The organism is Thermopolyspora sp. NPDC052614, from assembly GCF_040678635.1.
Lineage (GTDB): Bacteria > Actinomycetota > Actinomycetes > Streptosporangiales > Streptosporangiaceae > Thermopolyspora.
The window spans coordinates 319,056-342,377 of sequence record NZ_JBFATZ010000003.1 but is presented as its reverse complement, the minus strand read 5'-3'; the positions used below and the strand labels follow the sequence as shown (position 1 = coordinate 342,377).

Genomic DNA, 23,322 nt, shown 5'->3' with positions numbered 1-23,322 from the left:
AAGGGACGACGCGAACGACGCAATGCCGCCCGGCCGCCTGGCCAGCACCCGAATCGGGCCGACGGGATCGAAGCGGCGGGTGTGTCAGGCGTCCTCACGGACCCGTACGACGGCGACCGGGCAGGTGGCGTGCTGGAGGACGGCCTGGCTGACCGAGCCGAGCAGCATACCGGTGAGCCCGCCGTGCCCCCTGGAGCCGACGACCAGGAGGTCGGAGCCTTCGGCGGCGTGCCTGAGAACGTCGGCCGGGTGACCCCTGACGGTCTCCTCGATGACCTTGACGTCGGGGTAGCGCTCGCTCCAGCCGGTGATGGCCTCGCCGAGCAGACGCCTCTCCCCCTGCTCGCCCGCCAGGTCGTCGGAGGCCGGCGCGAACCCGCCCCCGACCTCGAAGGGACGCCAGGCGTGGATCGCGCGCAGACGGACGCCGCGCAGCGACGCCTCGGCGAAGGCGAACCTCAGCACCTGTTCGTTGGCGGCGGAGCCGTCGATGCCGACGACGACCTCCCCACGCGGCGGCACGGAGCTCCCACGGACCACCACGACATCGCAGGGGGCATGAGCGGCGACGCCGTGAGCCGTCGAACCGATCAGCAGCCCGACGAAGCCGCCCAAACCATGGTTCCCGACGACGAGAAGGTCGGCGTCGGCCGCGGCCTTGATCAACGCGGGACGGGGATCGCCGGGAAGCGGTGCGGATTCCACCTCCAGTCCGGGCGCCTCACGCAGAGCACGGTCCACGCCGCCGGTGAGCACCGTCTCGGCACTCTCCCGCATCCAGCGGGCCACCCCGGCGTACGGGCCTTCATCACCCGTCTCCAGCGCCCACCGCGGCATCGCATGCACCACCCGCAGCGGAACATGCCGCAGCGCCGCCTCCCTGGCCGCCCAGCCGGCGGCCTCCAGTCCAGCGCGAGAGCCGTCGACGCCAACCAGGATCATCACTGCCTCCTCGGTCCTCTCCCCCTATCGCATCCCTCACCCGCATCCTTTCCCACCCGCCGAAAGTCACCGCGCCGAAGGACCTCCGGCCTCGTGACCACCGAAGAGGACAAAAGGAATCGGGCGAATCGCCCGCAATCAGGCAGGAGTGGCCAGAAGAGCGGCGAGGTGCTCGCCCCACCGCCGTGCCCGGTCAAGTTCCCCATCGGCGAGCGGACCAAGGGTGCCGGTCACGAAGAAGCTCTCCGCCGGAGCGCTGACCCGCACCCCATGGCGACGCAGCCGACGCCGGGCGGCCCGCGCGGCCGAACCCGGGGCACGGCGGACACGGGTGTCGAACGCGGCCGCCGCAAGATGCGACGAGGCGAATCGGGCGTTGTCCAGCCATTCCCGCAGGCCGACACCACGAGACACCAGCGGCTCCCGGGCCTGCTGAGCGGCCGACTCCCGAGTGGACGGGCGCGTCATCGAGAAGGCGTGAGTGGGACCGCCGACCACGAGCAGATCGACGTCCTCCGGCACGGTGGAGGGGGCGGCCCCGATCTCCATCGTCTCCACGCGCATGACCGCCGCGAGCCCGTCCGCGATCGACCTGGCGACCTGCTGGGTGTTGCCGAACATGGATTCGTAGAGCACGAGTGCGTACATCCGCATCTCACTCCATTCGGATCGGGGGACGCCCGAATATCCGCCACGAGACTGCGTGTCGCCTCGATCGTGCGCCGTGCAAGAAGGCGGGGTAAGAGGGCGAAGGTCGGCTCCTGGCAGGGCCGAGGTCACTTGCCGACGACCGGGTACAGAGACCGCGAGTCATAGCATCGCCGGCAGGACGGGGCCGTCGGTCTGCTCAGTGACAAGGTCCGAGATGGGATGCTGTCGCGATCACGGCAGAACCCTGATCTTGGCATGTGGCGGACAGGCCGGACTTTGTCCGCCTGTGGCGGAGAACGGTCGCTATGGTCAGAGGGCGTGCCAGATACGTGTTCGGTCTTCTGTCATGAGAGAGCTCAGGCGGTTGTTCAGTTCGGCGTGGGCGGCGGGATTGTGTTGGGCGCCTCGGACGAAGGCGCTCAAGCTGCGGATTTCGCGGATCTGAGCCAGCAGTTGAAGGTGGTTTTCGTCAGCCGGGTCGATTCCATACGCGATGGCGAAACTGCGCCATGTGGTCTCGGGATACCCGAAACGGCGGGGACGTAGATAGGTGGGCATGAAGTCGTAGTGGGGCGGGCCGGTGCCTACTGAGTCCCAGTCGATTAGTGCCCAGCCTAGGGTGGGGTGGGGGATCACGTTGTTGGTGTGGCCGTCGCCGTGCACGATGACCGAAGGCAGGTTGGCGGTGAGGCGTGCAAAGGCTTCTTCCAGTTCCGAACATCGGTCGATCAACCAGTTTCGCTCGTGTTCCGACAGCACCGTCGAGATACGGGCCTCGTCGGCCGTGTATCCGAGTGGGCGGATGGGGGAAAGCGGGAAGGGAGGTAGGGGGTGCTGGTGGAGATCTCGCAGTAATTGGGCGAGGTCTTTGGTTTCGGGGCGTCTTCCGTCGCCGGGGGGTAGGTACTCCCAGAAGGTCGCGATGTTGGGTCCGACGACTATGGGTTGTGTCATTTTGAGCGGGCGGACTGCGGGATAGCCCTGGTCGGCCAGCCAGGCGGCGGTCTTGACGGCGATTCGCATGCGGTCGAGGGCTGCGGCGTTGCGGATACGGACTACGGCGTTCTCTGCGGGTAGGTGATAGATCGCATTGGCGTGGACGCGTAGCAGGCGGGCGCCGTCAGCCGTTAGTCCTGCCTGTCGGCAGGCCGGGACGAGTGAGGGTCTGTATGCGGCATCGGGTTGTGGGCTGCCGGTCATCAGGCATGTGCCTTCGGGGTGTCCGCTTACTGGCAGGTTGTCGCTTTCCGGGACGGTCAGGCGACTTCGGCGAATACATCATGCACGTGCTCATTGCAGGTGACAACGCGCGGCTCTTTGGAGGGGGAGTGATCGAGCCGTTCGCGGCCCTCGACGCACCCACTCGCAAACAACATTCGGCTCCGCGCCGTTCTGCTCGATTGGTCCGGGCTTGGCCGCGCCTAGTTGCAGAGCCGCTGCCCTTAGGGGGACGCGGGTGGGGCGGTCGGATCGTCGGGGTTTTGCGGTGTGGGTGGCGTGGGGGTCGGGTTGTGGTCGCGCCATTTTCGGTAGGCCGCGACGGAGGTGGGGAGGGTGGGGAAGATGCGGTCGGGGCCGACGGAGTCGGCGAGGCCGAAGGCGCGTAGGTCGTCGAGGAGGTCTTGTTTGACGCGGGCGAGGGCGAAGACGATGCCGCGGTTGGTCAGGTCGCGGCGGACGGACTCGACGGCTTCCAGGGCGGTGATGTCGACCTCGACGTTGGATTCGGCGTTGAGGACGAACCAGGAGACGGGCTCGGGTTGTTCGTCGACGGCGGCGAGGGCGCGGCGGCGGAAGTCCTCGGCGTTGGCGAAGAACAAGGGGGAGTCGTAGCGGTAGACGACCAGGCCGGGGATCGTTTTGGCCTGGGGGTAGTCGTCGATGTCGTGCATGCCGGCCAGGCCGGGGACGATGCCGAGGATCGCGTCGTGGGGGCGGGCCACGCGGGCCAGCATTTCGGCCACCGAGAGGCCCACGGCCAGGAGTACGCCGTACAGGATGCCGAAGGCCAGTACGCCGGCGAGGGAGGCGAAGGCCAACAGCAGCTCGCTGCGTCGGAAGGATGCGAGGCGGCGGAAGCCTGGGAGGTCGATGAGTTTGATCGCGGCGTAGACGACGATGGCGCCGAGGGCCGCGTCCGGGAAGCCGGAGAGCAGCGGTGCGGCGAACAGCAGGACCGCCAGTACGGCGGCCATCGCGACCAGGGAGTAGAGCTGGGTGCGTGCGCCTGCGGCGTCGCCCAGGACCGTGCGGCTTCCGCTGCTGCTGACGGGGAAGCCGTGCAGCGTCCCCGCGCCGATGTTCGCCACGCCGAGCGCGAGCAGTTCCTGGTTGGCGTCCACCGGGTAATTTCGGCGGGCGGCGAAGGAGCGGGCGGTGAGTACGTTGTCGGTGTAGCCGACCAGCAGTACGCCGACTCCCGGCAGCAGCAGTTGCCCGATGTCGCCGAGCGCGGGGAGCGACAGCGACGGCAGGCCGGAGGGGATCTCGCCGATCACGCCGATGCCGTGTTCCCGCAGGTCGAACACGCCCACGGCGAGGGTGGCGAGCAGCACCGCCAGCAACGGGCCGGGCGCGAGTGGCAGCCACCGCCCCACGGCGAACAGGAACGCCAGTACGGCGGCGGCGAGCAGCGTCGTGCCGAGACGAGCCTGGTCGAGGCCGGTCAGCAGGGACAGCAGCCGGGGGAAGACGCCGTCGCCGTGAACCGGGACGCCGGTGAGGTTGTCGAGCTGGCCGACGATCATGATGAGGGCGATGCCGGCCATGTAGCCGACGAGGATCGGCTTGGACAGCAGGTCCGCGACGAAACCCAGCCGGATCACCCAGCAGGCCAGCGCGAGCAGCCCCACCACGATCGCCAGCGCGGCGGCGAGGCGGGCGTACCGCTCCGGGTCCCCGGCGGCGAGCGGCCCCACCGTGGCGGCGGTCATCAGCGCGGCGGTGGACTCGGGGCCGACCGAGAGCTGCCGCGAGGAGCCGAAGATCGCGTAGATCGCCAGGGCGGGCAGGATCGCCCACAGGCCCGCCACCGGCGGCAGCCTGGCCACGGTCGCGTACGCCATCACCTGCGGCACCAGGTAGGCGGCGACGGTGAGCCCGCCCGCCAGGTCGCCACGCAGCCACTCGCAGCGGTAGCGGACGAGGAGGGCGGGTCCCGGGAACAACGTCCGCAGCAGCCCGGGGCTCACCAGGGGTTTCGCCATGATGGTGGTTGTATCACCCGCGATGCGTCGGCGGGGGATCACGCGATCGCCCCCTGGCGGACGGACCAAAGTCCCGAATCGGAAGGGCGCTCGGCCCTGCCGGGCCGCAGGAGGTCAAAGGAGTGTGGGGGTGAGACTCCTTTGACGCGAGGAGGTGCGTGATGTCCTCTCCCCTGGGCACCGACACCGGAGTCCGGCGGTTGCTCGTCGCGGCGGGGCAGGCCCCTTCGATCTTGAACACCCAGCCGTGGCGCTTCCGGGTGGTGCGCGGAGAGTTCGCGGAGTTGATCGCCGACTATGACCGCAGGCTGCGGGTCATCGACCCGCGCGGCCGGTCCCTGCACGTGAGCTGCGGTGCGGCGCTGTTCAATCTGCGGCTGGCCGCGCGGGTGGCGGGGTACCGTCCGGTGGTCTGGCTGCTGCCCGCCCCCGACGAGCAGCCCGCGGTGCTGGCGGCGGTGCGAGTCGCGGAGGCGGCCACCTCCTCGTCGCGGGTGCGGGCCATGTACGCCGACATCCCCGTGCGGCGCACCAACCGCGAGCCGTACAGCGGGAAGAAGGTGCCCCCGGCGGTGCTCGCCGAGCTGCGGTCCGCCGCCTCCCGGGAGGGCGCGAGCCTGATCCCGCTAGGGCACAAGAGCTCGGCCGAGCTTCTGGAGTACGTGGCGATGGCCGACGAGGAGCTCGCCAAGGACCACGACTACCTCGCCGAGGTCAACGCCTGGACGATGGGCGGCGGCCACTACGACGGCATGCCGAGCGCGGTGCTCGGGCCCAAACCGGAGAACGACCCCGCGCCCGTCCGCGACTTCGGCATCACCCGGCCCGGCCAGCCGCGCCCGACCGCCGAGTACGAGCAGTGGCCGCAACTGGCGGTGCTCACCACCCTCGGCGACGGGCCGCTCGACTGGCTGCGCGCCGGGCAGGCGCTGGAGCGGGTGCTGCTCACCGCGAGCGTGTACGGCGTCTCGGTGTCGTTCCTCAACCAGCCGCTGGACCTGCGCGACATGCGCGGCCGTACCGACCCGCACCACCGCCGCGGCCACGCGCAGATGATCCTCAGGCTCGGGTATGGCCCGGCGGTGCCGCGTGCCCCGCGCCGCCCTCCCACGGAATTGCTACGTGAGCCGGAGGACCGCCAGCCGGAGGACATGGCCGCCGCCATGTGACATCCGCCGGTCGCCTGCGGCGGGATCGTGCCTCAGGGTCGCTGCGGGCTCGGGGTACGGCCCGGCGGTGCCGCACCCCGAGCCGTCCTTCGCGGCGCTGCTGCGTGAGCCGGAGGACATGGCCGCCGCCATGTGACCGCTGCCGCCGGGCGCTCGCGGCGTATCCCTGTCTCTGGGCCGCCAGCGGACGATGCCGGGCGGGTCGTCCGGGCCTTCGCGTCGGGGCTGGGCGGGCCTGCGGCTCCCGCCGTCCCGGTGTGGTCGTTGCATGGTGCGTGGATGCAGGATGGGACGGTTGTGTGGGCGGGGAGGAGGCGTACGCGTGGGTGGGCACGATGGCGGAGAGCGTGACGGTGTGAGCGGCGACGGTGTGAAGAAGGGCGAGCGGAAGAAGAAGGGCGAGAAGGCCGGTTGGGATGGGCCGGAGCGGCTGCCGCGCAAGGTTTACGAGGCGGAGTTGTTTCGCCTGCAGGCCGAGTTGGTGAAGTTGCAGGAGTGGGTGCGGGCCGAGGGTGCGCGGGTGGTCGTGTTGTTCGAGGGGCGGGACGCGGCCGGCAAGGGGAGCACGATCAAGCGGGTCACCGAGTACCTCAATCCGCGCGTGGCCCGGATCGTCGCCCTGCCTCGGCCCACCGAGCGCGAGCGCACCCAGTGGTACTTCCAGCGCTACATCGAGCACCTGCCCGCCGCCGGCGAGATCGTGCTGTTCGACCGGAGCTGGTACAACCGGGCCGGTGTGGAGCGGGTCATGGGGTTCTGCACTCACCAGGAGTACGTCCGCTTCCTCCACCAGTGCCCGATCTTCGAGCGGCTACTGGTCGAGGACGGCATCCTGCTGCGCAAGTACTGGTTCTCGGTCAGCGACGCCGAGCAGGAGCGTCGCTTCAAGGCCCGGCTGAACGACCCGATGCGTCAGTGGAAGCTGTCCCCGATGGACCTGGAGTCGATCACCCGCTGGGAGGAGTACTCCCGGGCCAAGGACGAGATGCTCGTCCACACCGACATCCCCGAGGCCCCCTGGTACGAGGTCGAGAGCGAGGACAAGCGCCGCGCCCGCATCAACATGATCGCCCACCTGCTCTCCAGCATCCCCTACCACGAGGTCCAGCGCCCGCCGCTGCGCCTCCCTCCGCGCCCGCCCTCCAAGGGCTACGAGCGCCCGCCCCGCGACCACCGGTCCACCGTCCCCGACCACGCCGCCGCCCTCCTCGAACGCGAGTCCTGACCGGCGGCCGGAGACGGATCGTCCGCCTCCGGCCGCCGTGGAATGGACGGCGAGGGCGTCACGCGATGGTGACGGCGTCGTCGAGATAGACGTCCTGGACCGCGTGGATGAGCTCGACGCCCTGGTCCATCGGCCGCTGGAAGGCCTTGCGGCCGACGATCAGGCCCATGCCGCCCGCCCGCTTGTTGATGACGGCGGTCCGTACGGCCTGCGCCAGGTCGCCCTGCCCGGACGAGGAGCCGCCGGAGTTGATCAGGCCGACGCGGCCCATGTAGCAGTTGGCGACCTGCCAGCGGGTGAGGTCGATGGGGTGGTCGGTGGTCAGCTCGTCGTAGACGCGCGGGTGGGTCTTGCCGAACTTCAGCGCCTGGTAGCCGCCGTTGCCCTCCGGCTGCTTCTGCTTGACGATGTCGGCCTCGACGGTGGCGGCCAGGTGGTTGGCCTGGCCGGTCAGGTCGGCGCTGAGGTGGTGATCGACGCCGTCCACCTTGAAGGCCGGGTTGCGCAGGTACGCCCACAGGACCGTGAACATGCCCAGCTCGTGCGCGACCTGGAAGGCCTCGCGCACCTCCTGGAGTTGCCGCGTGCTCTCCGGCGACCCGAAGTAGACCGTGGCCCCGACGGCGACCGCGCCCAGGTCGAACGCCTGCTTCGTCGAGGCGAACATCACCTGGTCGTACCGGTTGGGGTAGGTCAGCAGCTCGTTGTGGTTGAGCTTGACGATGAAGGGGATGCGGTGCGCGTACCGGCGGGACACGGCCCCGAGCACACCCAGCGTGGAGGCGATGGCGTTGCAGCCGCCCTCGACCGCCAGCTCACACAGGTGCGCGGGGTCGAAGTAGGCCGGGTTCGGCGCGAACGAGGCCGCGGCGGAGTGCTCGACGCCCTGGTCGACGGGGAGGATCGACAGGTAGCCGGTGCCGCCGAGGCGTCCGTGGTCGAAGACCTGCTGGAGGTTGCGCAGCACCGCGGGCGTGCGATCGGTCGCGGCCACGACCCGGTCGACGAAGTCCGGGCCGGGCAGGATCAGCCGGTCGCGCGGGATCGTCGTGCACTCGTGGGCGAGCAGCGACGATGCCTCGCCGCCCAGCAGCTCTTTCAGTTCCATGATTTCTCCTGTCGGTGTTCGTTTGGCCAGGTGAGCGGATGCGCCTGGGCCGTTATGACGGTCTTCCCAGGTCACCTGTCCTGTTTCGGGGTTGTGAAGATCGGGGGCTCGGCCGTCTCGGCGTGCCCGACGGTCTCGGCGTCGTCGGAGGTGGCGCCAGGTGTGCCGTCGGCGGGCCTGGTGTCGGTAGGCGGGGTGTCGGTAGGCCCGGTGTCGGTGGGCGTGGTGTCACGCCCGGTGGGAGCGGCGGTGGCGGGCGACGGCTCGGTGGGGCCGGGGTCGAGGCGGAAGGGCGGGTAGTCGTCGGTCATCAGGGCCGCGTAGGCGGCGACGCGCAGGGCCCAGCGGTTCATGCCGAGCACGAAGTCGAAGATGTCGCGCGGGTAGCGGCCGGTGAACAGCAGCGCGAATCCGGCGATCAGGACCAGCACGCCGATGAGGCCGCCCCAGTCCAAGGTGTAGACGCCGCCGCTGGTGAACAGGGCCACGATCACGTAGTGCGGGATGGCCAGCAGCCACCACTTCACCAGGACCAGGCCGCGCGAGAGCCGTACCGGGTAGTCCACCTCAAGGGTGGCGGGGTAGTCGGGCGCGGGGCCGAGCGTGAACGGCGGGTAGCGGTCGGTGCCGAGCGCGCCGTAGCTGTAGTACGCCACCCGCCACGTCCAGCGCAGCACTCCGACGTTGAAGTCGAAGATGCCGCGTGGGTAGCGGCCGGTGAACAGGATCGCGAAGAACGCGATCACGGTGAGGACGAGGAAGGCGATCCACAGCAGGCACAACACGAGGTAGTGCGGGATCGCCAGGAGCCATTTCACCAGCCACAGGCCGGGGTTGAGCGGCTCGTCGAGCCGCGCCTCCAGGCGTAGGGGATAAGGCCGGGACGCGCTCATGATTACCTCCCAGCGGTAGAGCGATACAGGTCACGGCACCACCCGGAGCGGTGTCCGGGTAGGCGGCGAAAGTCCCGTAATCAGGGCCGATGGGCACCTCTCTTCTCCGCGCCTTCTCCGGGAGGGCCGGTACGGCGGTGCCCGAATGGCCACGTCAGCGGGGACCTAGGTCCCTGACGCGCGGATCCGGTCGCTGCGAAGGTGAAGCGTGAGGTTCTCGTAGACGTCCGACCGAGGGGAGGCCGAAGTGAACGCATCACGCGTTGACACGGCGGCGCCTGTTGGTCTCGGCACCCGGCTGCCGTTCGCCCGGCACGCGCTGGCCGTGATCTCGCATCCGGGGGACGAGTCCTGCTATCTGGGCGCGGTGCTGTCGCGGCTGCGGAAGGACGGGGCGCGGATCAGCGTGCTGTCGCTGACGCGCGGTGAGGCCGCGCCCTGCAACGCCTCGCTTGAGCGGGCCGGCGTGGTGCGGCCGTTCGAGCTGCAGATGGCCGGGTTCATGCTGGCGATGACGCACGTGACCATCGCCGATCTTCCCGACGGGATGCTCGGCGACCTGCCGATGCGCCGGGTCACCGAGCTGATCAGACGGGAGGCCGCCCAGATCGGGGCCGACCTGCTGCTCACCGTCGACCGGGGCACCGAGGGACCCGACAACGGGATCACCGTCGAGGCCACCCGGCTCGCCGCGCGCGCCCTCGGCGTGAACGCGCTCGCCTGGACGGAGGGGCCCGGGGACGTGGAGGTCCCCGCCGAGCGCGACCTGCAGCGCTGCGCCATCCGCGCCCACCACAGCCAGCGCGAACGCTACGACGCCCGGCTCGCCCGCCTCGCCGAGCAGGGCGACCGCGACTCGCTGCGCTGGTTGCACCGCGCCGCCTCCTGAGCCGCCTCCTGAGCGCCTCGTGAGCAGCCGCCTTCCGGGGCCGAGAAGTCGCCTCCGGAGAGCGGGCGCTCAGGAGCCCGCGTGCGCGCCGGGTTCCGTGTGTGCGTCGCCGGAGGTCATTTCCGGGGCGGCCGGAGAGCCGTCGGCGACGAGTTCGAAGCCGGTGATGATCTCGGGGCTGACGCGGATGACCTGGTCCATGTCGCCGCTGACCCAGGGGTGGATCAGCTCCATGAAGCGGGCGACGTCGGCGGGGTCTTCGACCTTGTACGCCCGGCCGGTGACGATGACGCTCCAGCCGACCTGCTCGATGGGGTCGATCATGTCCGCCTCGTAGGCGACGACGACGCCGCTACGGGTGGCCACCGCGGTGATCGCCGCGGCGCGGTGGCTGCGGATGACGATGTCGCCGGAGTCCACGATGTGGTTGACGGGGCGGATGGCCGGGAGCGCCTGGTGGGTGAAGACGATCCGGCCCATGGGCACGCTGCCGAGCAGACGCAGGCACTCCTGCCTGGACAGTTCCCTCAGCCTGCGGGCCATCATCGTGTCAGTCATCCTGCCGCGCCGTCTGTCCGTAGTGAAGCATCCCTCAAACCTTGGTGCCGTCCCGTTTGTAACACAAGGGACCAAAGTCCCCGATGGGTGGGGGCAAGAGGGCCCTACCGGGGGTCGTTACGCCCTGCCGTACGGCTCGCGCACGTGCCGACAGTGGGGGCATGAACAGTGCGAACGCGGGTGCCAAGAGCCATGACAGGGGCGTCGTCGTCGGCTACGACGGCTCCGACTTCGCGATGCAGGCCCTCGACTGGGCGATGGACGAGGCCGAACTCCGGGGACAGCCGCTGACGGTCTGCCACGCCTGGGAGTGGCCCTACGGCGAGGGCGACCAGGAGGCGCGGAACTCCCTCTACCACGCGGCCGAGCATGTGGTGTGGCACGGCGCCGAGTGCGCGCGGGCGTGCATGTCCGGCCCGCACGTCGGCACCGACCTGTGGGAGGGCCCGGCGGCCGAGCGGCTGGTCCGGTTGTCGGCCGGGGCCGATGTGGTGGTCGTCGGGTCGCGCGGGCTGGGCGGCGTGGCGAGGCTCATGCTCGGCTCGGTCGCCGGGGAGACCGCGGCGCGGGCCCACTGCCCGGTGATCGTGGTACGCGGCGCCGGGGCGCTGCCCCGCCGGGTCCATCCGGGGCCCGTCGTCGTGGGGCTGGCCGGATCCGGCGACCTGGACGAGTTGCTCGACTTCGCCTTCCGGGAGGCGGCCATGCGCATGCTGCCGCTGCTGGCCGTGCACGCCTGGATCCGGCCACAGCTCGCCTGGCGGGCCGAGACCACGCCGCTGGACGAGCTGAACGTGGTCCGCCGGGCCGCCGAGGAGTGGCTCGACGCGGCGGTGGCGGCGTGGCGGGACAAGTACCCCGATGTCGCCGCGGAGGCCCGCGTCGTCGAGGCGCCGACCAAGCAGGCGCTGCTGGACGCCGCCGGCGGGGCGACCCTGCTGGTCGTCGGGCAGGCGCGCGGGCAGTTCGGCTCCACCGTGCCCTACCTGCTGCATCACGCGCCGTGCCCGGTGGCGGTCGTGCGCGCGGACGGCGTGGACGCCGCGGACTGCGTGGACGGCATGGACGACATGGACGCTGCGGACAGGCCAGGTCGGGACAGTGCCGGATGACCGCTAAGGGCCGAAGGTCCCATAGAAGCAGGGACATCGGATCACGCGGCGCGAGCCGTACGGCACTGCAGGCAAAACGCCCCAAACGATGGAATAAAGCCGGAGCAAGAAATGAATTCGCTCCCGCGAAGTTCAGTGAGAAAGGGGCCCGAAATGGCCATCGCAGAAGGGCGTAGCACGTCGGCCAACGGCCGGCACACCCCCGTCCCGCCCGCTGGTGAGGCGGTGACCCCCGAGGGCCTGGCGTACGTCTGGGCCGCGGCTCGCATCGCGCTCGGCTGGACGTTCCTGTGGGCGTTCATCGACAAGCTGTTCGGCCTGGGGTTCGCCACCCCGGCGGCCAAGGCCTGGATCAACGGCGGCAGCCCGACCACCGGCTTTTTGAAGGGCACCCAGGAGAACGCGCTGGGCGGGTTCTTCGGCGGTCTGGCCGGTCAGGCGTGGGTGGACTGGCTGTTCATGATCGGTCTGGCCGGGATCGGGATCGCGCTGGTGCTGGGCGCGGGGATGCGCATCGCGGCGGTGAGCGGCGGTCTGCTGCTGGTGCTGATGTGGGCGGCGGAGCTGCCGCTGGACACCAACCCGTTCATGGACGACCACATCGTGTACGCGATCGTGCTGGCCGGGCTGGCGCTGGCCAAGGCCGGCGACACCCTCGGCATCGGCCGCTGGTGGGGCGGCACCGAGCTGGTCCAGCGCTTCCCCTTCCTCCGGTAGTCGATCGGGGCGCCACCCCAGCGGAGTCCGGGAAACGAACGTGACAGACGAAGACTCGAACAGGACCACTACCGCTCACCTCCATCCCCGAGGAGGTGGGCGGTAGTCATGTTCGGGGCCGATGCATCCCCCGCCGCCGGGCGGGGTCTCCCCGGAGGTTTCCGATGAGGCAGCACCTGCTCCTGTGGCGCGCCGACGGCGTGCGCGTGGGCCTGCACTGCTCGGCCATGGTGGTCGTTCCCCTGATCGCGGTGACGCTGAGCGATGTGGTCCTGCCCCACGCCGTCCCCGGCCGGAACCCGGCGCTGTACTGGACGGCGGGCGTCGCGATGACCGCCGCGTTCTGCGCCTCGCTGCTGGCGCACGGCGCCGCCCAGGCCGTGGCCGCCCGGCGCGGTGGCCTGCGGGTCCGGTCGATCACGCTGTGGTTCCTCGGCGCGATCGTCGAGTGCGAGGACGACCCGCCGAACCCCCGGGCCGAGCTGGCGATCGGCGTCGCGGGGCCGCTGGCGGGGCTGGCCGTAACCTCGGTGTTCCTCACGGCCACGTGGCTCGTCGCGACGTTCCTTCCGCCGCCGGGGCTCCGTGCCGCGGCCCTGGCCTGGGCGGCGGCGGTGAACGCGGTGCTGGTCGCGGCCAATCTGCTGCCGGGCGCGCCCTTGGACGGGGGACGGATCCTGCGCGCCGTGGTGTGGTGGCGCCGGCACGATCGTGCGCGGGCCGAGCGAGCGGCGATCAAGGCGGGCCGGGCGCTTGGCCTGGCGCTCATCGTGGCCGGTCTGGCCGGATTGCTCGCCTGGGCGCCGGCGGCCGGGCTGTGGCTGGTCGTGACCGGCTGGGTGCTGGCGAGCGCCGCGTACACGGAGGAGGTGGCGCGCACCCACCGCGAGGCACTCGGCGCGACAACGGTCCGGGACGTGATGACGCGCGTGTCCGCGCCGCACCACGTCGCGCCCGCCCACCTGAGCGTGCGCGACTTCGCCGCGATCCTGGCGGCGGGGTCGGACCGGACGGCGTTCCCGGTGGTCGACGCGACCTCGGCGATGCCGGTCGGCTATGTCACCCTCGGCATGCTCGCCTCGGTGCCATGCGCCCGCCGTACGCAGACCCTGATCGGAGAGGTACGGCGCGACCTGCCCGCCGAACGCGTCGTCCACCCGTCGGAGCCGGCGGCCCGCCTGCTGAGCCTGCGCGCCCTGCCCGGGGTGGGCAGGGCGGGGGACGAACTCGTCGCCGTCGTCGTCGAGGGCAGGGAGGTCGTGGGCATGGTCACCACGGCCGACGTCGATCGGGCACTGGGCCGAGGACCGGAACAGGGTGGGCCGGATCGGGGCGTACCGGAACGAAATGGGCCGGAACGAAGTGGGCCGGAACGAAGTGGGCCGGAACGAAATGGGCCGGAACGAAGTGGGCCGGAACGAAATGGGCCGGAACGAAGTGGGCCGGAACGAAGTGAGCCGGAGCGGGGTGGTTCGGCACAGGGCGCGGAGCGGGCGCTGGGCAGGACGCGGACGGGTGAAGCGTGGACGGGTGGCGCGCGGATGGGTGGGGGTCGGCGGGCAGGTTCGCGCACGGCGTGATCGCCCGGTGCGGGACGGCGGCTCGGCGCGTGCCGCTGCGACGCCGCAGGGACGCAGGTTACGGGTGGGTGCTGATGCGGCGGCCGGAGAGTTCCTGGATGGGCACCACGATGAACTGGCTCCCGAATCGGTCCTCGCCGTCCTGCGCCCAGGGGGCGCCCGGCAGGCGGGCCAGGCGTTCGGTTTCGGCCGGGTCGGTGACGGCGCGGGCGTAGCCGATCGCCGTGACGGACCAGCCGGTTCGCGCGGCAGGGTCGAACTCGTCGGTCTCGAAGGCCACTACGGCGTTGCGGGCGGCCACGGCCAGCTTGGAGCCAAGGGTGGTGCGGATCACCACGTTCCGCCCGTCGAGTACGAAGTTGACCGGCTGTACGGCCGGCAGGGCGTGATCGGTGAAGACCACGCGGCCGATCGGTGTGGAGGCCAGCAGGTCGGCGCACTCGGCCGGGGACAGTACCTGCAGACCTGCCGAGTCGAGTTTCATACCCCCAGATTCACCCGTGTCCGGCGATGCGGGCAGGGACCAAGGTCCTGCTGAGCAGGGCGTTCGGCCTTGAGAGTGGGATTAGATGCTAATGTTACGATTTGAAGAATTCTTCAATTTGCATCATCATGGACGCTGTTGTCATCGCGCTGGGAGAGAACTGAGCCGTGCCCGTTCCCCTTTACCAGGCCAAGGCGGAGTTCTTCCGCACGCTGGGGCACCCGGTCCGCATCCGGGTTCTGGAACTGCTCCAGGACGGCCCGCTTCCCGTGCGCGACCTGCTCGCCGAGATCGAGATCGAGGCGTCCAACCTGTCGCAGCAGCTCGCCGTGCTGCGCCGGGCCGGCATCGTCACCGCGACACGCGAGGGATCGACGGTGGTGTACGCGCTCAGCAGCGGAGACGTGGCCGAGCTGCTGCGCACCGCGCGGCGCATCCTGAGCGACATGATCGTCGGCCAGGAGGAGCTGCTGGCCGAGCTGCGCGCGGCCGGCATCGGCCAGGCGGCGGACGCCGGGCAGCCCGTCGAGGGCGGCCGGGCTCAGGGCCGGGACATCGGCCGGGAGCCGGGGCCGGACGCCGGGGAGCGGCCTGACAACGGGAAACCGAAACAGGGGTAATCCTGATGATCCATATTGGCTCGGGGGATGCGACACCGTGGTAAGCTTGTGGCAGAAGATCATAAAGACCGGCAGGGTGGCCGAACCGCCACCTCCACGTAACAAGGATTCAGGCGATCGGCCCCCGGCGGCCGCCGAACTCGGCGGATCGGTGCAGATCCGGCACGTGGACGCCGGCTCGTGCAACGGCTGTGAGCTGGAGATCGCCTCGGCGTTCGGCCCGGTGTACGACGGCGAGCGGTACGGCGCGCGCCTGGTCGCCTCACCTCGGCACGCCGACGCCCTGATGGTGACCGGCCCGGTGACCCGCAACATGGAGACGGCGCTGCGCCGCACCTACGAGGCCGTGCCGCGCCCTCGCCTGGTGATCGCGCTGGGCGACTGCGCACGGAACTGCGGCGTCTTCGCGGGCGCTTACGGCGTGACCGGGGCGGTGGGGGATGTCGTCCCGGTGGACGTCGAGGTGCCCGGCTGCCCGCCTCCGCCGGAGGCGATCGTGTCCGCTTTGCGTGGACTGACCGGGCGATGACCGGCACGATCACAGGGGCGATCGACGCGGTGGTGCGAATCGACGCCCCCGACCTCGCGTTGCCGGGTTCCGGCGCGGCGCGGCTCGGCCTGACCGGTTCCGCCGCACCGGCCCTCGCCACAACCGGCGTGACCGGCGCGGCCTTCGTGCTCGCGCTCGCCCTCTGCCTGGCCGCCGCACTCGCCGCCCTCGGCCTGCCCCGCCGCGCCCGCCCGGCCGCCGCCGGGGTCCTCACCGCCGTCGCGGGCGCGGCCGCCATCGTCTCGGGCGTGTCGGCGGTCACGGGTGAGCGCTGGTCGGCGTGGCTGCCCGACCTGCTCCCGCTGTTCGGCGTGCGCCTCGCCCTCGACCCGCTCGGCGGGGTGTTCCTCGCGGTCACCGGCGCGGTCGCGGTCTGCGCGGCGATCTACGGCATCGGCTACACCCGGCACGGCCTGTCCGGCCGGGGCGTGCAGGCCGCGCTGCCGCTGTTCGTCGCGGCGATGCTGCTCGTCCCGGCCGCCGCGAGCGTGAGCACGTTCCTGGTCGCCTGGGAGCTGATGGCGATCACCTCGCTGCTGCTCGTCGTCGCCGAGCACCACCGCCGCGCGGCCGTCGGCGAGGCCGGGGTCTGGTACGCGGTCATGACCCACCTCGGCTTCGCGGTGATCCTCGCCGGGCTCGCCGCCCTCGCCGCGATGGCCGGCGGCGACGCCTTCGACCACATCCGGGACGCGACGCCGCCCCCCGCCGCGACGCTGGTCTTCCTGGCGACGTTCGCCGGATTCGCCGCCAAGGCGGGCATCGTGCCGCTGCACGTGTGGCTGCCGCGGGCCCACCCGGAGGCCCCGAGCCAGGTGTCGGCGCTGATGAGCGCCGCCATGGTCAACATGGGCGTGTACGGCATCGTCCGGGTCGGCCTCGACCTGCTGGGCGGCGGCCCCGCCTGGTGGTGGCTGCTCGTGCTCGGCGCGGGCGCGCTGTCGGCCCTGTACGGCATCCTGCAGGCCGCGGTCGCCTCCGACGTCAAGCGGCTGCTCGGCCACTCCACCACCGAGAACATGGGCCTGGTGCTGATCGGCGTCGGCGCGGCCGGGTTCTTCGCCGCGTCCGGCTCGCGCGCCCTGGCCGCGCTCGCGCTCGTCGCCGCGCTGCTGCACGTGATCAACCACGCGGCGTTCAAGACCCTGCTGTTCCTCGCCGCCGGATCGGTGCTGCACGCCACCGGCACCCGCGACCTCGACGCCCTCGGCGGGCTGCGCGAGCGCATGCCGTACACGACGGGGCTGTTCGCGCTCGGCGCGCTCGCCGCCTCGGCGCTGCCGCCCGGCAACGGCTTCGTCAGCGAGTGGCTGTTGCTGCAGAGCCTGGTGAACTCGCTGCCCGAGGGCGGGGTGACCCGCGCGGTCACGATGCCGCTCGCCGTCGGCGTGATCGCGTTGTCGGCGGGGCTCGCGATCGCCACGTTCGTCAAGGCGTTCGGCGTCGGCTTCCTGGCCCGGCCGCGCGGCGACGGGGCCGCGAAGGCGCACGAGAGCCCGCCGACGATGCTCGGCGGCATGCTGCTCGCGGGCGCGGCGTGCGTGGCCCTGGCGCTCGGGCCGACCCTGCTGCTGCCGGGCCTGTCGCAGGCCGCCGGGGGCGTCTTCGGCGCGCCCGCGACGGTTGGCGGGGAGGTGACGGCCGCCGAGGAGGTGACGCTGCGCCTGAACGGCATCGCGAGCACGATCTCGCCGCTGCTGATCACGGCCTGGCTGGTGGCCGGAGTCGTCCTCGTCCTGGCCCTGCTGCGCGCGTTCGCGGCCCGCCGCGCCCGCCGGGCCGCCCGGCTGTGGGACTGCGGCGCCGGGCCGATGACGGCGCGCATGGAGTACACGGCGACCTCGTTCGCCGAACCGCTCGGCCGCGTCTTCGACGACGTGCTCGAACCCGAAAGCGACATCGACGTGACCCCGTTGAAGGAGTCGGCCTACCTGGTGGAGCGGGTGCGGTTCCACGCCCGCGTCCCCGACCGGGTGGAGCGGCGGCTGTACGAGCCCGTGCTCGCCGCCGTCGCCGCCGTGGGCCGGGCCGCGCCGCGGCTCGCGAACGGCAGCGTGCACCGCTACCTCGCCTACGGCTTCTACGCCCTCACCGGAACGCTCATCCTGCTGGCGGTGCTCACATGATCGGGGCGATCCTCCAGGTGGTCCTCGTCGTCGCCGGCGCGCCGCTGCTGGTCGGCGTGATGCGGCAGGTCCGCGCCCGGCTGGAGGGCCGGGCCGGGGCGGGCGTCCTGCAGCCCTGGCGCGACCTGCGCAAGCTGCTGCGCAAGGAGCCGATCGCGCCGCACGGCACCGGCTGGGTGTTCCGGCTCGCGCCGCTGCTGCTCGCCGGGACCGCGCTCGTCGTGACGGCCGTCGTCCCGCTGATCACCACGGCCTCGCCGCTCGACGGGGTGGCCGACCTGTTCGCGGTGACCGCGCTGCTCGCGCTCGGCTCGGTCGCCCTCGCGCTGGCCGGGCTCGACACCGGCACCGCGTTCGGCGGCATGGGGGCCAGCCGCGAGGTGACCGTGCTCGCGCTGGTCGAGCCGACGATCCTGCTGTCGGTGTTCGCGCTGTCGGTGCGGGTCGGGTCCACCAACCTGGGGGCGATCGTCACCTCCACGGTGGACGACCCGCTCGCGGTGATCTCGCCGGTGAGCGTGCTCGCCGCCGTCGCCCTCGCGGTGGTCACCATCGCCGAGACCGGCCGCGTCCCGGTGGACAACCCGTCCACGCACCTGGAACTCACCATGATCCACGAGGCGATGGTGCTGGAGTACGCCGGGCCCGACCTGGCGCTGATCGAGTGGGCGTCGGCGATCCGGCTGACCGTGCTGCTCGGCCTGCTCAGCAGCCTGTTCGCGCCCTGGGGCATCGCCGGGGCCGAGGCGGGGGCGCTCGCGCTGCTCGTCGCCGTGGTCGCGCTCGCGGTCAAGGTCGGCCTGCTCGGCGCGCTGCTCGCGGCCGGCGAGGTGTTCATGGCCAAGCTGCGCCTGTTCCGCATCCCGGAGTTGCTCGCCGGGTCCTTCCTGATGGCGCTGCTCGCCGTCGCGGCCTCCTTCTTCCTGGCATGAGGTGCCTTTCATGATCGTTTGCAAGCCGAGCGTGAGGCCGGCATGAGCGAACCGACCTATGTGCAGTTTCTCGACCTGGCCTGCGGGGCGTTCCTGCTCGCCGGGGTGCTGGTGTTGTGGCGGCGCGACCTGACCGCGATCGTGCGGCTGTTCGCGGCGCAGGGGCTGGCGCTCACCGCCATCGTCGTCGTGCTCGGGGTACGGCAGGGCTCCACCGAGCTGATCGTCGTCGGCGTGGCCCTGGCCGGGCTGCGGGCGGGGCTGCTGCCGTACCTGATCCTGCGGGCGCTGCCCGGGAAGAACGGGTCCGAGCCCGACGCGTGGGGCGTGCCCGGCGGCGGGGAGGCGCGGGAGACGCGGCCCGTGGTGAACGTGGCGACCTCGCTGGTGGCGGCGGCCGTTTTCGCGCTGATCGCCTACGCGGTGTCGCAGCCGCTGATCCGGCTCGCGCCCTCGCCCGCCGCGCAGGCCGTGCCGGTGGCGCTGACCGTGCTGCTGGCCGGCTTCTTCGTGCTGGTGACGCGGCGGCGGGCGCTGTCGCAGGTGGTCGGCTTCCTGCTGATCGACAACGCGATCACGGCGACGGCGTTCCTCACCACGAACGGGGTGCCGCTCGTGGTCGAGCTGGGCGTGTCGCTCGACGTCCTGCTCGCCGTGCTGGTGCTGCGGGTGCTCGCCACGCGCATGCGCGTCGCCTTCGGCGGAACCGACCTCGACGAGTTGCGGGAGCTGCACGACTGATGGACCACCAGATGCTGGTGCTGGCGCCCGTGGGGCTGCCGGCGGTCGCGGCGGTCGGGTACGCCGTGTTCGGATGGCGGCGGGTGATCGCCTGGCTGGGGGCGGTCGCGGCGGCCGGGCTGCTCGCGGCCGCGGTCGCGCTCGCCGTGACGACCACCCGCGAGGGGCGGGCGCTGACGGCGCTCGGCGGGCTGCTGCGGGCGGACGCGCTGAGCGCGTTCATGCTCATCGTGATCGGGGCGGTGGCGCTGGCGGCGATGCTCGCCAGCCCGTCGTACCTCGCCGCCGAGCTGGCGGCGCGGCACACCGGCCCGCGGGCCACCCGCAGGTACGGGGTGTTCACCCAGGGGTTCGTGGCCGCGATGGCGCTGGCGGTGCTCGCGGCGAACCTCGGCGTGCTGTGGGTGGCGGTGGAGGCCACGACGATCCTGACCGCGTTCCTCGTGGGGCATCGCCGTACGCGCAAGGCGACCGAGGCCGCCTGGAAGTACGTGGTGATCTGCTCGGTGGGGATCGCGCTCGCGCTGCTCGGGCTGGTGCTCGCGCACTACGCGGCGCTGCACGCGCGCGTGCCCGAGGCGGGGGCGCTGGACTGGGCGATCCTGTCCGCGCACGCCGCCGAGCTGGATCCGGGCGTGATGCGGATCGCGGTCGCGCTGCTCGTGCTCGGCTTCGGCACCAAGGCGGGGCTCGCGCCGATGCACGCCTGGCTGCCAGACGCGCACAGCCAGGCGCCCGCGCCGGTGTCGGCGCTCATGTCGGGGGTGCTGCTGTCGGTGGCGTTCTACGCCATCCTGCGCGTCAAGGTGATCGCGGACGTGGCGCTCGGCGTGGGCTTCACCCGGACGCTGCTGGTCGTGGTCGCGCTCGCCTCGCTCGCGGTGTCGGCGGCGCTGCTGCTGGCCCAGCGGGACTACAAGCGGTTGCTCGCCTACTCCAGCATCGAGCACATGGGGCTGGTCGCGCTCGGCGCGGCGATCGGCACCCGGCTCGCGATGGCCGCCGTCCTGCTGCACGTGCTCGGGCACGGCCTCGGCAAGTCGGCCTTGTTCCTCTCCTCCGGCTACATCCAGCAGGGCGTGGGAAGCAGCCGGATCGCGGCCGTGCGCGGGCTGGCACGCCGCGCGCCGCTGGTGGCCGGGGCGTTCGCGCTCGGGCTGCTCGCGCTGCTCGGGATGCCGCCGTTCAGCCTGTTCGCCAGCGAGGTCGGGATCGTCCGGGCCGGGTTCGACGCCGGGCTCGGCTGGGCGGTGGCGGCGGCGCTCGTGCTCATGCTGGTGATCGTGGCCGCGGTGCTCGGCCGGGCCCGGGGGATGCTGCTCGGGCCGCCCGCCGCCGACACGGGTGGCGGTTCCGGCGGCGGCGGGGACCGCGCTGCGGCGGCCGTGCGGTTCCCGGTCACCGCGGCCGCGCCGATCGTGGTCGGGCTGGCCGCCTGCGCGGCCATCGGCGTCGCGGCCGGGCCGCTGGTGACGCTGCTGGAGACCGCCGCCGAGCTGACGGGAGCCGTGCGATGACGACGTACCACACCCCTGCGGGCGATTCCGTGGGCGCCGATCGCCCCGAGGTCGGCGGCGGCCCCGCGCCCGCCTCGGCCCGCCCCGACCGCCCCGTACGGCAGGTGCGGGACGTCTCGCCCGGCGCGCTCGCCGGGGAGGTGGGCGCGCTGCTGGAGTCGGGACACCGGCTGGCGCTGGTCGCCGCCCACGAGGACCCCGGCGCGATGCGCGTGGTGTACCTGTTCACGGCGGGCGGGCCGGACCGGCGCACCGAGCTGCACGTGCGACTCGACCCGAACGAACCGGCGCTCCCCAGCCTGGCGGCGCTGTCGTTCCCGGCCGGGCGTTTCGAGCGCGAGATGCGTGACCTGTACGGTATCGTCCCCGAGAATCACCCGCTGCCCCGGCGGCTCGTGCGCCACCACCACTGGCCGCGCGGCTGGTACCCCATGCGCGCCGACGCGGGGCCGCCGCCGGAGTTCGGCGACCCGGAGGGGCCGTTCCCGTTCGTCACCGTGGAGGGGCCGGGCGTCTACGAGATCCCGGTCGGGCCGGTGCACGCCGGGCTGATCGAGCCGGGGCACTTCCGCTTCTCCGTGGTCGGGGAGACCATCCTGAAGCTGAAGGCGCGGCTGTGGTTCGTGCACAAGGGCATCGAGCGGCTGTTCGGCGGCCGCACCGTGCCGGAGGGGCTGGCGCTCGCCGAGCGGATCAGCGGCGACACCACGGTCGGGCACGCGATCGCGTACTGCCAGGCCGTCGAGGAGGCCCTCGGCTGCGAGGTGCCGGAGCGGGCGCTGCGCGAGCGGGCCGTGCTGCTGGAGCTGGAGCGGCTTTACAACCACGTCACCGACCTCGGGGCGCTGTGCAACGATGTCGCGCACGGCATCCTGCACGCGCACGCCGGGCGGGTGCGGGAGCGGCTCATGCGGATCAACGCCGAGGTGGCCGGGCACCGGCTGCTGCGCGGCGGGGTCGTGCCGGGCGGGTCCGAGCTGCGCGACCTGCCCGACCGGCGGGCACTGGAGGAGATCGCCGCCGACGTCGCCGAGATCGCCGAGCTGGCGCTCGGGCACACCGTCGTCGCCGACCGCTTCACCGGCACCGCGATCCTGAGCCCCGAGGCCGCCCGGGACCTGGGCGCGCTGGGGTACGTGGCGCGGGCGAGCGGCCTCGCCGCCGACGCGCGGGCCGACCACCCCTTCGTCAACCTGCGGGGGTTCACGCCGGTCACCGCCGAGGGCGGGGATGTGCTGGGCCGGTTCCAGGTGCGCGCCGGGGAGTTCGCCGCCTCCGTGCGTCTGATCGTCGCGCTGGTGGACGAGCTCGCCGCCGGGTCGTGGCGGCCGGGGCCGGTCACCAGGCCCCTGACCGCGGGGGCGCGGGACGCGGACGGCGCTCCCCGGTCGGGCGTCGGGCTCGTCGAGGGCTGGCGGGGGACGATCGCCCACCGCGCGGAGCTCGCCGCCGACGGCACGCTGTCGCGGGTCAAGGTCGTCGATCCGTCGTTCTTCAACTGGCCCGCGTTGCCGGTGGCCCTGGCCGGGGCGATCGTCCCGGACTTCCCCCTGGTCAACAAGAGCTTCAACCTCTCCTACGCCGGCAACGACCTGTGAGTCCGTACGGCGGGTCGGTCTCGGGAGCTGGAAGCGTGATTTATAGGCCTTTATCCCACTATGGGACTATAGTCCCATTGATTGATGACCTTCGCACCGCCGACCCGGCGTCCCCGCCCGTTACGGTGCCTAGCGGCGAGGGACGTGCGGGAACCGGCTCCGTCGCCTGCCGAAGGGGTGATCTCCTGATGGTCTTCGCCGCGCAATCGCCTGCCCGTGGAGCGCGGCCGTGACCTGGTGGGCGGTCGTCCGGTTCCTGCACGTCGTCTCGGCGGCCCTGTGGGTCGGCGGACAGCTCACCGTGTCGCTGGTGCTGATGCCGCTGGCCCGGCGACTGCTGGACACCGACCCCAGGGCCGCGCTGATGAAGGCGGTGGGAAAGCGCTTCGGCGTGTTCACCGCCGCGTTCTTCCTGCCCGTGCAGATCGCCACCGGCGTCGCCATCGCCTGGCACAAGGGCGTCACCCTCGCCTCGCTCGCCGAGCCCGGCTACGGCCGCCTGCTCGCCGCCAAGCTCGCGCTCTTCGTCCTGGTGATGATCGCCGCCGCCCTGCACGGCTGGGGCACCACCGCCGGCCGCCCCGGCTTCGCGCGCAGCATGGCCGTCGCCTCCCTCGTGGGCTCGGTCGGCGTCGTGCTGCTCGCCACCGGCCTCCCGGCGACCTGACCGAACCGCGCCGTATACGCCGTATACAAGGTCCAGC

21 protein-coding genes and 1 pseudogene are annotated in these 23,322 nt (G+C 72.0%); 14 read left to right on the top strand and 8 right to left on the bottom strand.

All coding sequences use genetic code 11. The annotated features are described in order from the left end of the window. Nucleotides 1-84: 84 nt before the first annotated feature. The 4 genes from AB0K60_RS08155 to sulP all read right to left on the bottom strand — a co-directional run bounded on the left by AB0K60_RS08155 (nucleotide 85) and on the right by sulP (nucleotide 4,799). Complete coding sequence (locus AB0K60_RS08155; RefSeq protein WP_364049921.1) at nucleotides 85-942, bottom strand: universal stress protein; 858 nt, start codon at nucleotides 940-942, stop codon at nucleotides 85-87. Between the two features lie 138 nt (nucleotides 943-1,080). Then, nucleotides 1,081-1,596: a flavodoxin domain-containing protein gene (locus tag AB0K60_RS08150; RefSeq protein WP_364049919.1), complete on the bottom strand. Its 516-nt coding sequence runs from the start codon at nucleotides 1,594-1,596 to the stop codon at nucleotides 1,081-1,083. A 306-nt stretch (nucleotides 1,597-1,902) separates the two neighbouring features. Further along, nucleotides 1,903-2,793: an aminoglycoside phosphotransferase family protein gene (locus tag AB0K60_RS08145; protein WP_364049917.1), complete on the bottom strand. Its 891-nt coding sequence runs from the start codon at nucleotides 2,791-2,793 to the stop codon at nucleotides 1,903-1,905. A gap of 242 nt (nucleotides 2,794-3,035) precedes the next feature. Continuing rightward, the gene (gene sulP / locus AB0K60_RS08140) at nucleotides 3,036-4,799 is read right to left on the bottom strand and encodes a sulfate permease (protein WP_364049915.1); all 1,764 of its coding nucleotides are present in this window, start codon (nucleotides 4,797-4,799) and stop codon (nucleotides 3,036-3,038) included. 161 nt (nucleotides 4,800-4,960) lie between these two features. Between sulP and AB0K60_RS08135 the strand changes: the two genes are divergently transcribed. Continuing rightward, complete coding sequence (locus tag AB0K60_RS08135; protein ID WP_364049913.1) at nucleotides 4,961-5,968, top strand: hypothetical protein; 1,008 nt, start codon at nucleotides 4,961-4,963, stop codon at nucleotides 5,966-5,968. A gap of 355 nt (nucleotides 5,969-6,323) precedes the next feature. Beyond that, entirely contained in the window at nucleotides 6,324-7,193 is an 870-nt protein-coding gene (gene ppk2 / locus AB0K60_RS08130) for a polyphosphate kinase 2 (protein ID WP_364049911.1), read from the top strand. A gap of 58 nt (nucleotides 7,194-7,251) precedes the next feature. Here ppk2 and AB0K60_RS08125 read toward each other — a convergent pair whose 3' ends face one another. Then, nucleotides 7,252-8,301, bottom strand: coding sequence for a class I fructose-bisphosphate aldolase (locus tag AB0K60_RS08125; RefSeq protein WP_364049909.1), 1,050 nt, complete (start codon nucleotides 8,299-8,301; stop codon nucleotides 7,252-7,254). A 71-nt stretch (nucleotides 8,302-8,372) separates the two neighbouring features. Continuing rightward, nucleotides 8,373-9,194: a DUF4389 domain-containing protein gene (locus AB0K60_RS08120; protein ID WP_364049907.1), complete on the bottom strand. Its 822-nt coding sequence runs from the start codon at nucleotides 9,192-9,194 to the stop codon at nucleotides 8,373-8,375. 247 nt (nucleotides 9,195-9,441) lie between these two features. Between AB0K60_RS08120 and AB0K60_RS08115 the strand changes: the two genes are divergently transcribed. After that, nucleotides 9,442-10,083 carry a PIG-L family deacetylase gene (locus tag AB0K60_RS08115; protein ID WP_364049905.1) on the top strand — a complete coding sequence of 214 codons (642 nt, stop codon included), beginning with the start codon at nucleotides 9,442-9,444 and terminating at the stop codon, nucleotides 10,081-10,083. 69 nt (nucleotides 10,084-10,152) lie between these two features. Here the strand turns inward: AB0K60_RS08115 and AB0K60_RS08110 are convergent, their stop codons facing one another. Beyond that, the gene (locus tag AB0K60_RS08110; RefSeq protein WP_364049903.1) at nucleotides 10,153-10,641 is read right to left on the bottom strand and encodes a pyridoxamine 5'-phosphate oxidase family protein; all 489 of its coding nucleotides are present in this window, start codon (nucleotides 10,639-10,641) and stop codon (nucleotides 10,153-10,155) included. A 161-nt stretch (nucleotides 10,642-10,802) separates the two neighbouring features. Here AB0K60_RS08110 and AB0K60_RS08105 point away from each other — a divergent pair, with 161 nt between their 5' ends. From AB0K60_RS08105 to AB0K60_RS08095, 3 genes are all read left to right on the top strand, one after another. Beyond that, entirely contained in the window at nucleotides 10,803-11,753 is a 951-nt protein-coding gene (locus tag AB0K60_RS08105; protein ID WP_364049901.1) for a universal stress protein, read from the top strand. A gap of 153 nt (nucleotides 11,754-11,906) precedes the next feature. Next, entirely contained in the window at nucleotides 11,907-12,470 is a 564-nt protein-coding gene (locus AB0K60_RS08100) for a hypothetical protein (protein WP_364049899.1), read from the top strand. Nucleotides 12,471-12,634: 164 nt separating this feature from the next. Beyond that, nucleotides 12,635-14,050: a site-2 protease family protein gene (locus AB0K60_RS08095; protein WP_364049897.1), complete on the top strand. Its 1,416-nt coding sequence runs from the start codon at nucleotides 12,635-12,637 to the stop codon at nucleotides 14,048-14,050. A gap of 58 nt (nucleotides 14,051-14,108) precedes the next feature. On the opposite strand, the gene AB0K60_RS08090 is transcribed toward AB0K60_RS08095, so the two are convergent. Beyond that, nucleotides 14,109-14,534 (bottom strand): pyridoxamine 5'-phosphate oxidase family protein, encoded by a 426-nt coding sequence (locus tag AB0K60_RS08090; protein WP_364049895.1) that lies wholly within the window; start codon nucleotides 14,532-14,534, stop codon nucleotides 14,109-14,111. Nucleotides 14,535-14,701: 167 nt separating this feature from the next. Between AB0K60_RS08090 and AB0K60_RS08085 the strand changes: the two are divergent. From AB0K60_RS08085 to AB0K60_RS08050, 8 genes and pseudogenes are all read left to right on the top strand, one after another. Next, nucleotides 14,702-15,022 (top strand): annotated as a pseudogene (locus tag AB0K60_RS08085) (metalloregulator ArsR/SmtB family transcription factor); the annotation flags it as partial. 169 nt (nucleotides 15,023-15,191) lie between these two features. Next, nucleotides 15,192-15,683: an NADH-quinone oxidoreductase subunit NuoB gene (nuoB, locus tag AB0K60_RS08080; protein WP_364049893.1), complete on the top strand. Its 492-nt coding sequence runs from the start codon at nucleotides 15,192-15,194 to the stop codon at nucleotides 15,681-15,683. Continuing rightward, on the top strand, nucleotides 15,680-17,830 hold the full coding sequence (locus tag AB0K60_RS08075; protein ID WP_364049891.1) for a proton-conducting transporter membrane subunit: 2,151 nt from the start codon (nucleotides 15,680-15,682) through the stop codon (nucleotides 17,828-17,830). Before nuoB ends, AB0K60_RS08075 begins: the two co-directional genes overlap by 4 nt. After that, nucleotides 17,827-18,762, top strand: a complete 936-nt coding sequence (locus AB0K60_RS08070; RefSeq protein WP_364049889.1) for an NADH-quinone oxidoreductase subunit H — start codon at nucleotides 17,827-17,829, stop codon at nucleotides 18,760-18,762. Before AB0K60_RS08075 ends, AB0K60_RS08070 begins: the two co-directional genes overlap by 4 nt. A gap of 42 nt (nucleotides 18,763-18,804) precedes the next feature. Beyond that, entirely contained in the window at nucleotides 18,805-19,503 is a 699-nt protein-coding gene (locus AB0K60_RS08065; RefSeq protein ID WP_364049887.1) for a hypothetical protein, read from the top strand. Further along, a complete protein-coding gene (locus tag AB0K60_RS08060) occupies nucleotides 19,503-21,020 on the top strand; it encodes a proton-conducting transporter membrane subunit (protein WP_364049885.1) in 1,518 nt (505 codons plus the stop codon). The genes AB0K60_RS08065 and AB0K60_RS08060 overlap by 1 nt, the downstream gene beginning before the upstream one ends. Next, nucleotides 21,017-22,618, top strand: coding sequence for an NADH-quinone oxidoreductase subunit C (locus AB0K60_RS08055; protein ID WP_364049883.1), 1,602 nt, complete (start codon nucleotides 21,017-21,019; stop codon nucleotides 22,616-22,618). The genes AB0K60_RS08060 and AB0K60_RS08055 overlap by 4 nt, the downstream gene beginning before the upstream one ends. Before the next feature lie 229 nt (nucleotides 22,619-22,847). After that, nucleotides 22,848-23,285, top strand: coding sequence for a hypothetical protein (locus AB0K60_RS08050; protein ID WP_364049881.1), 438 nt, complete (start codon nucleotides 22,848-22,850; stop codon nucleotides 23,283-23,285). Nucleotides 23,286-23,322 lie beyond the last annotated feature (37 nt).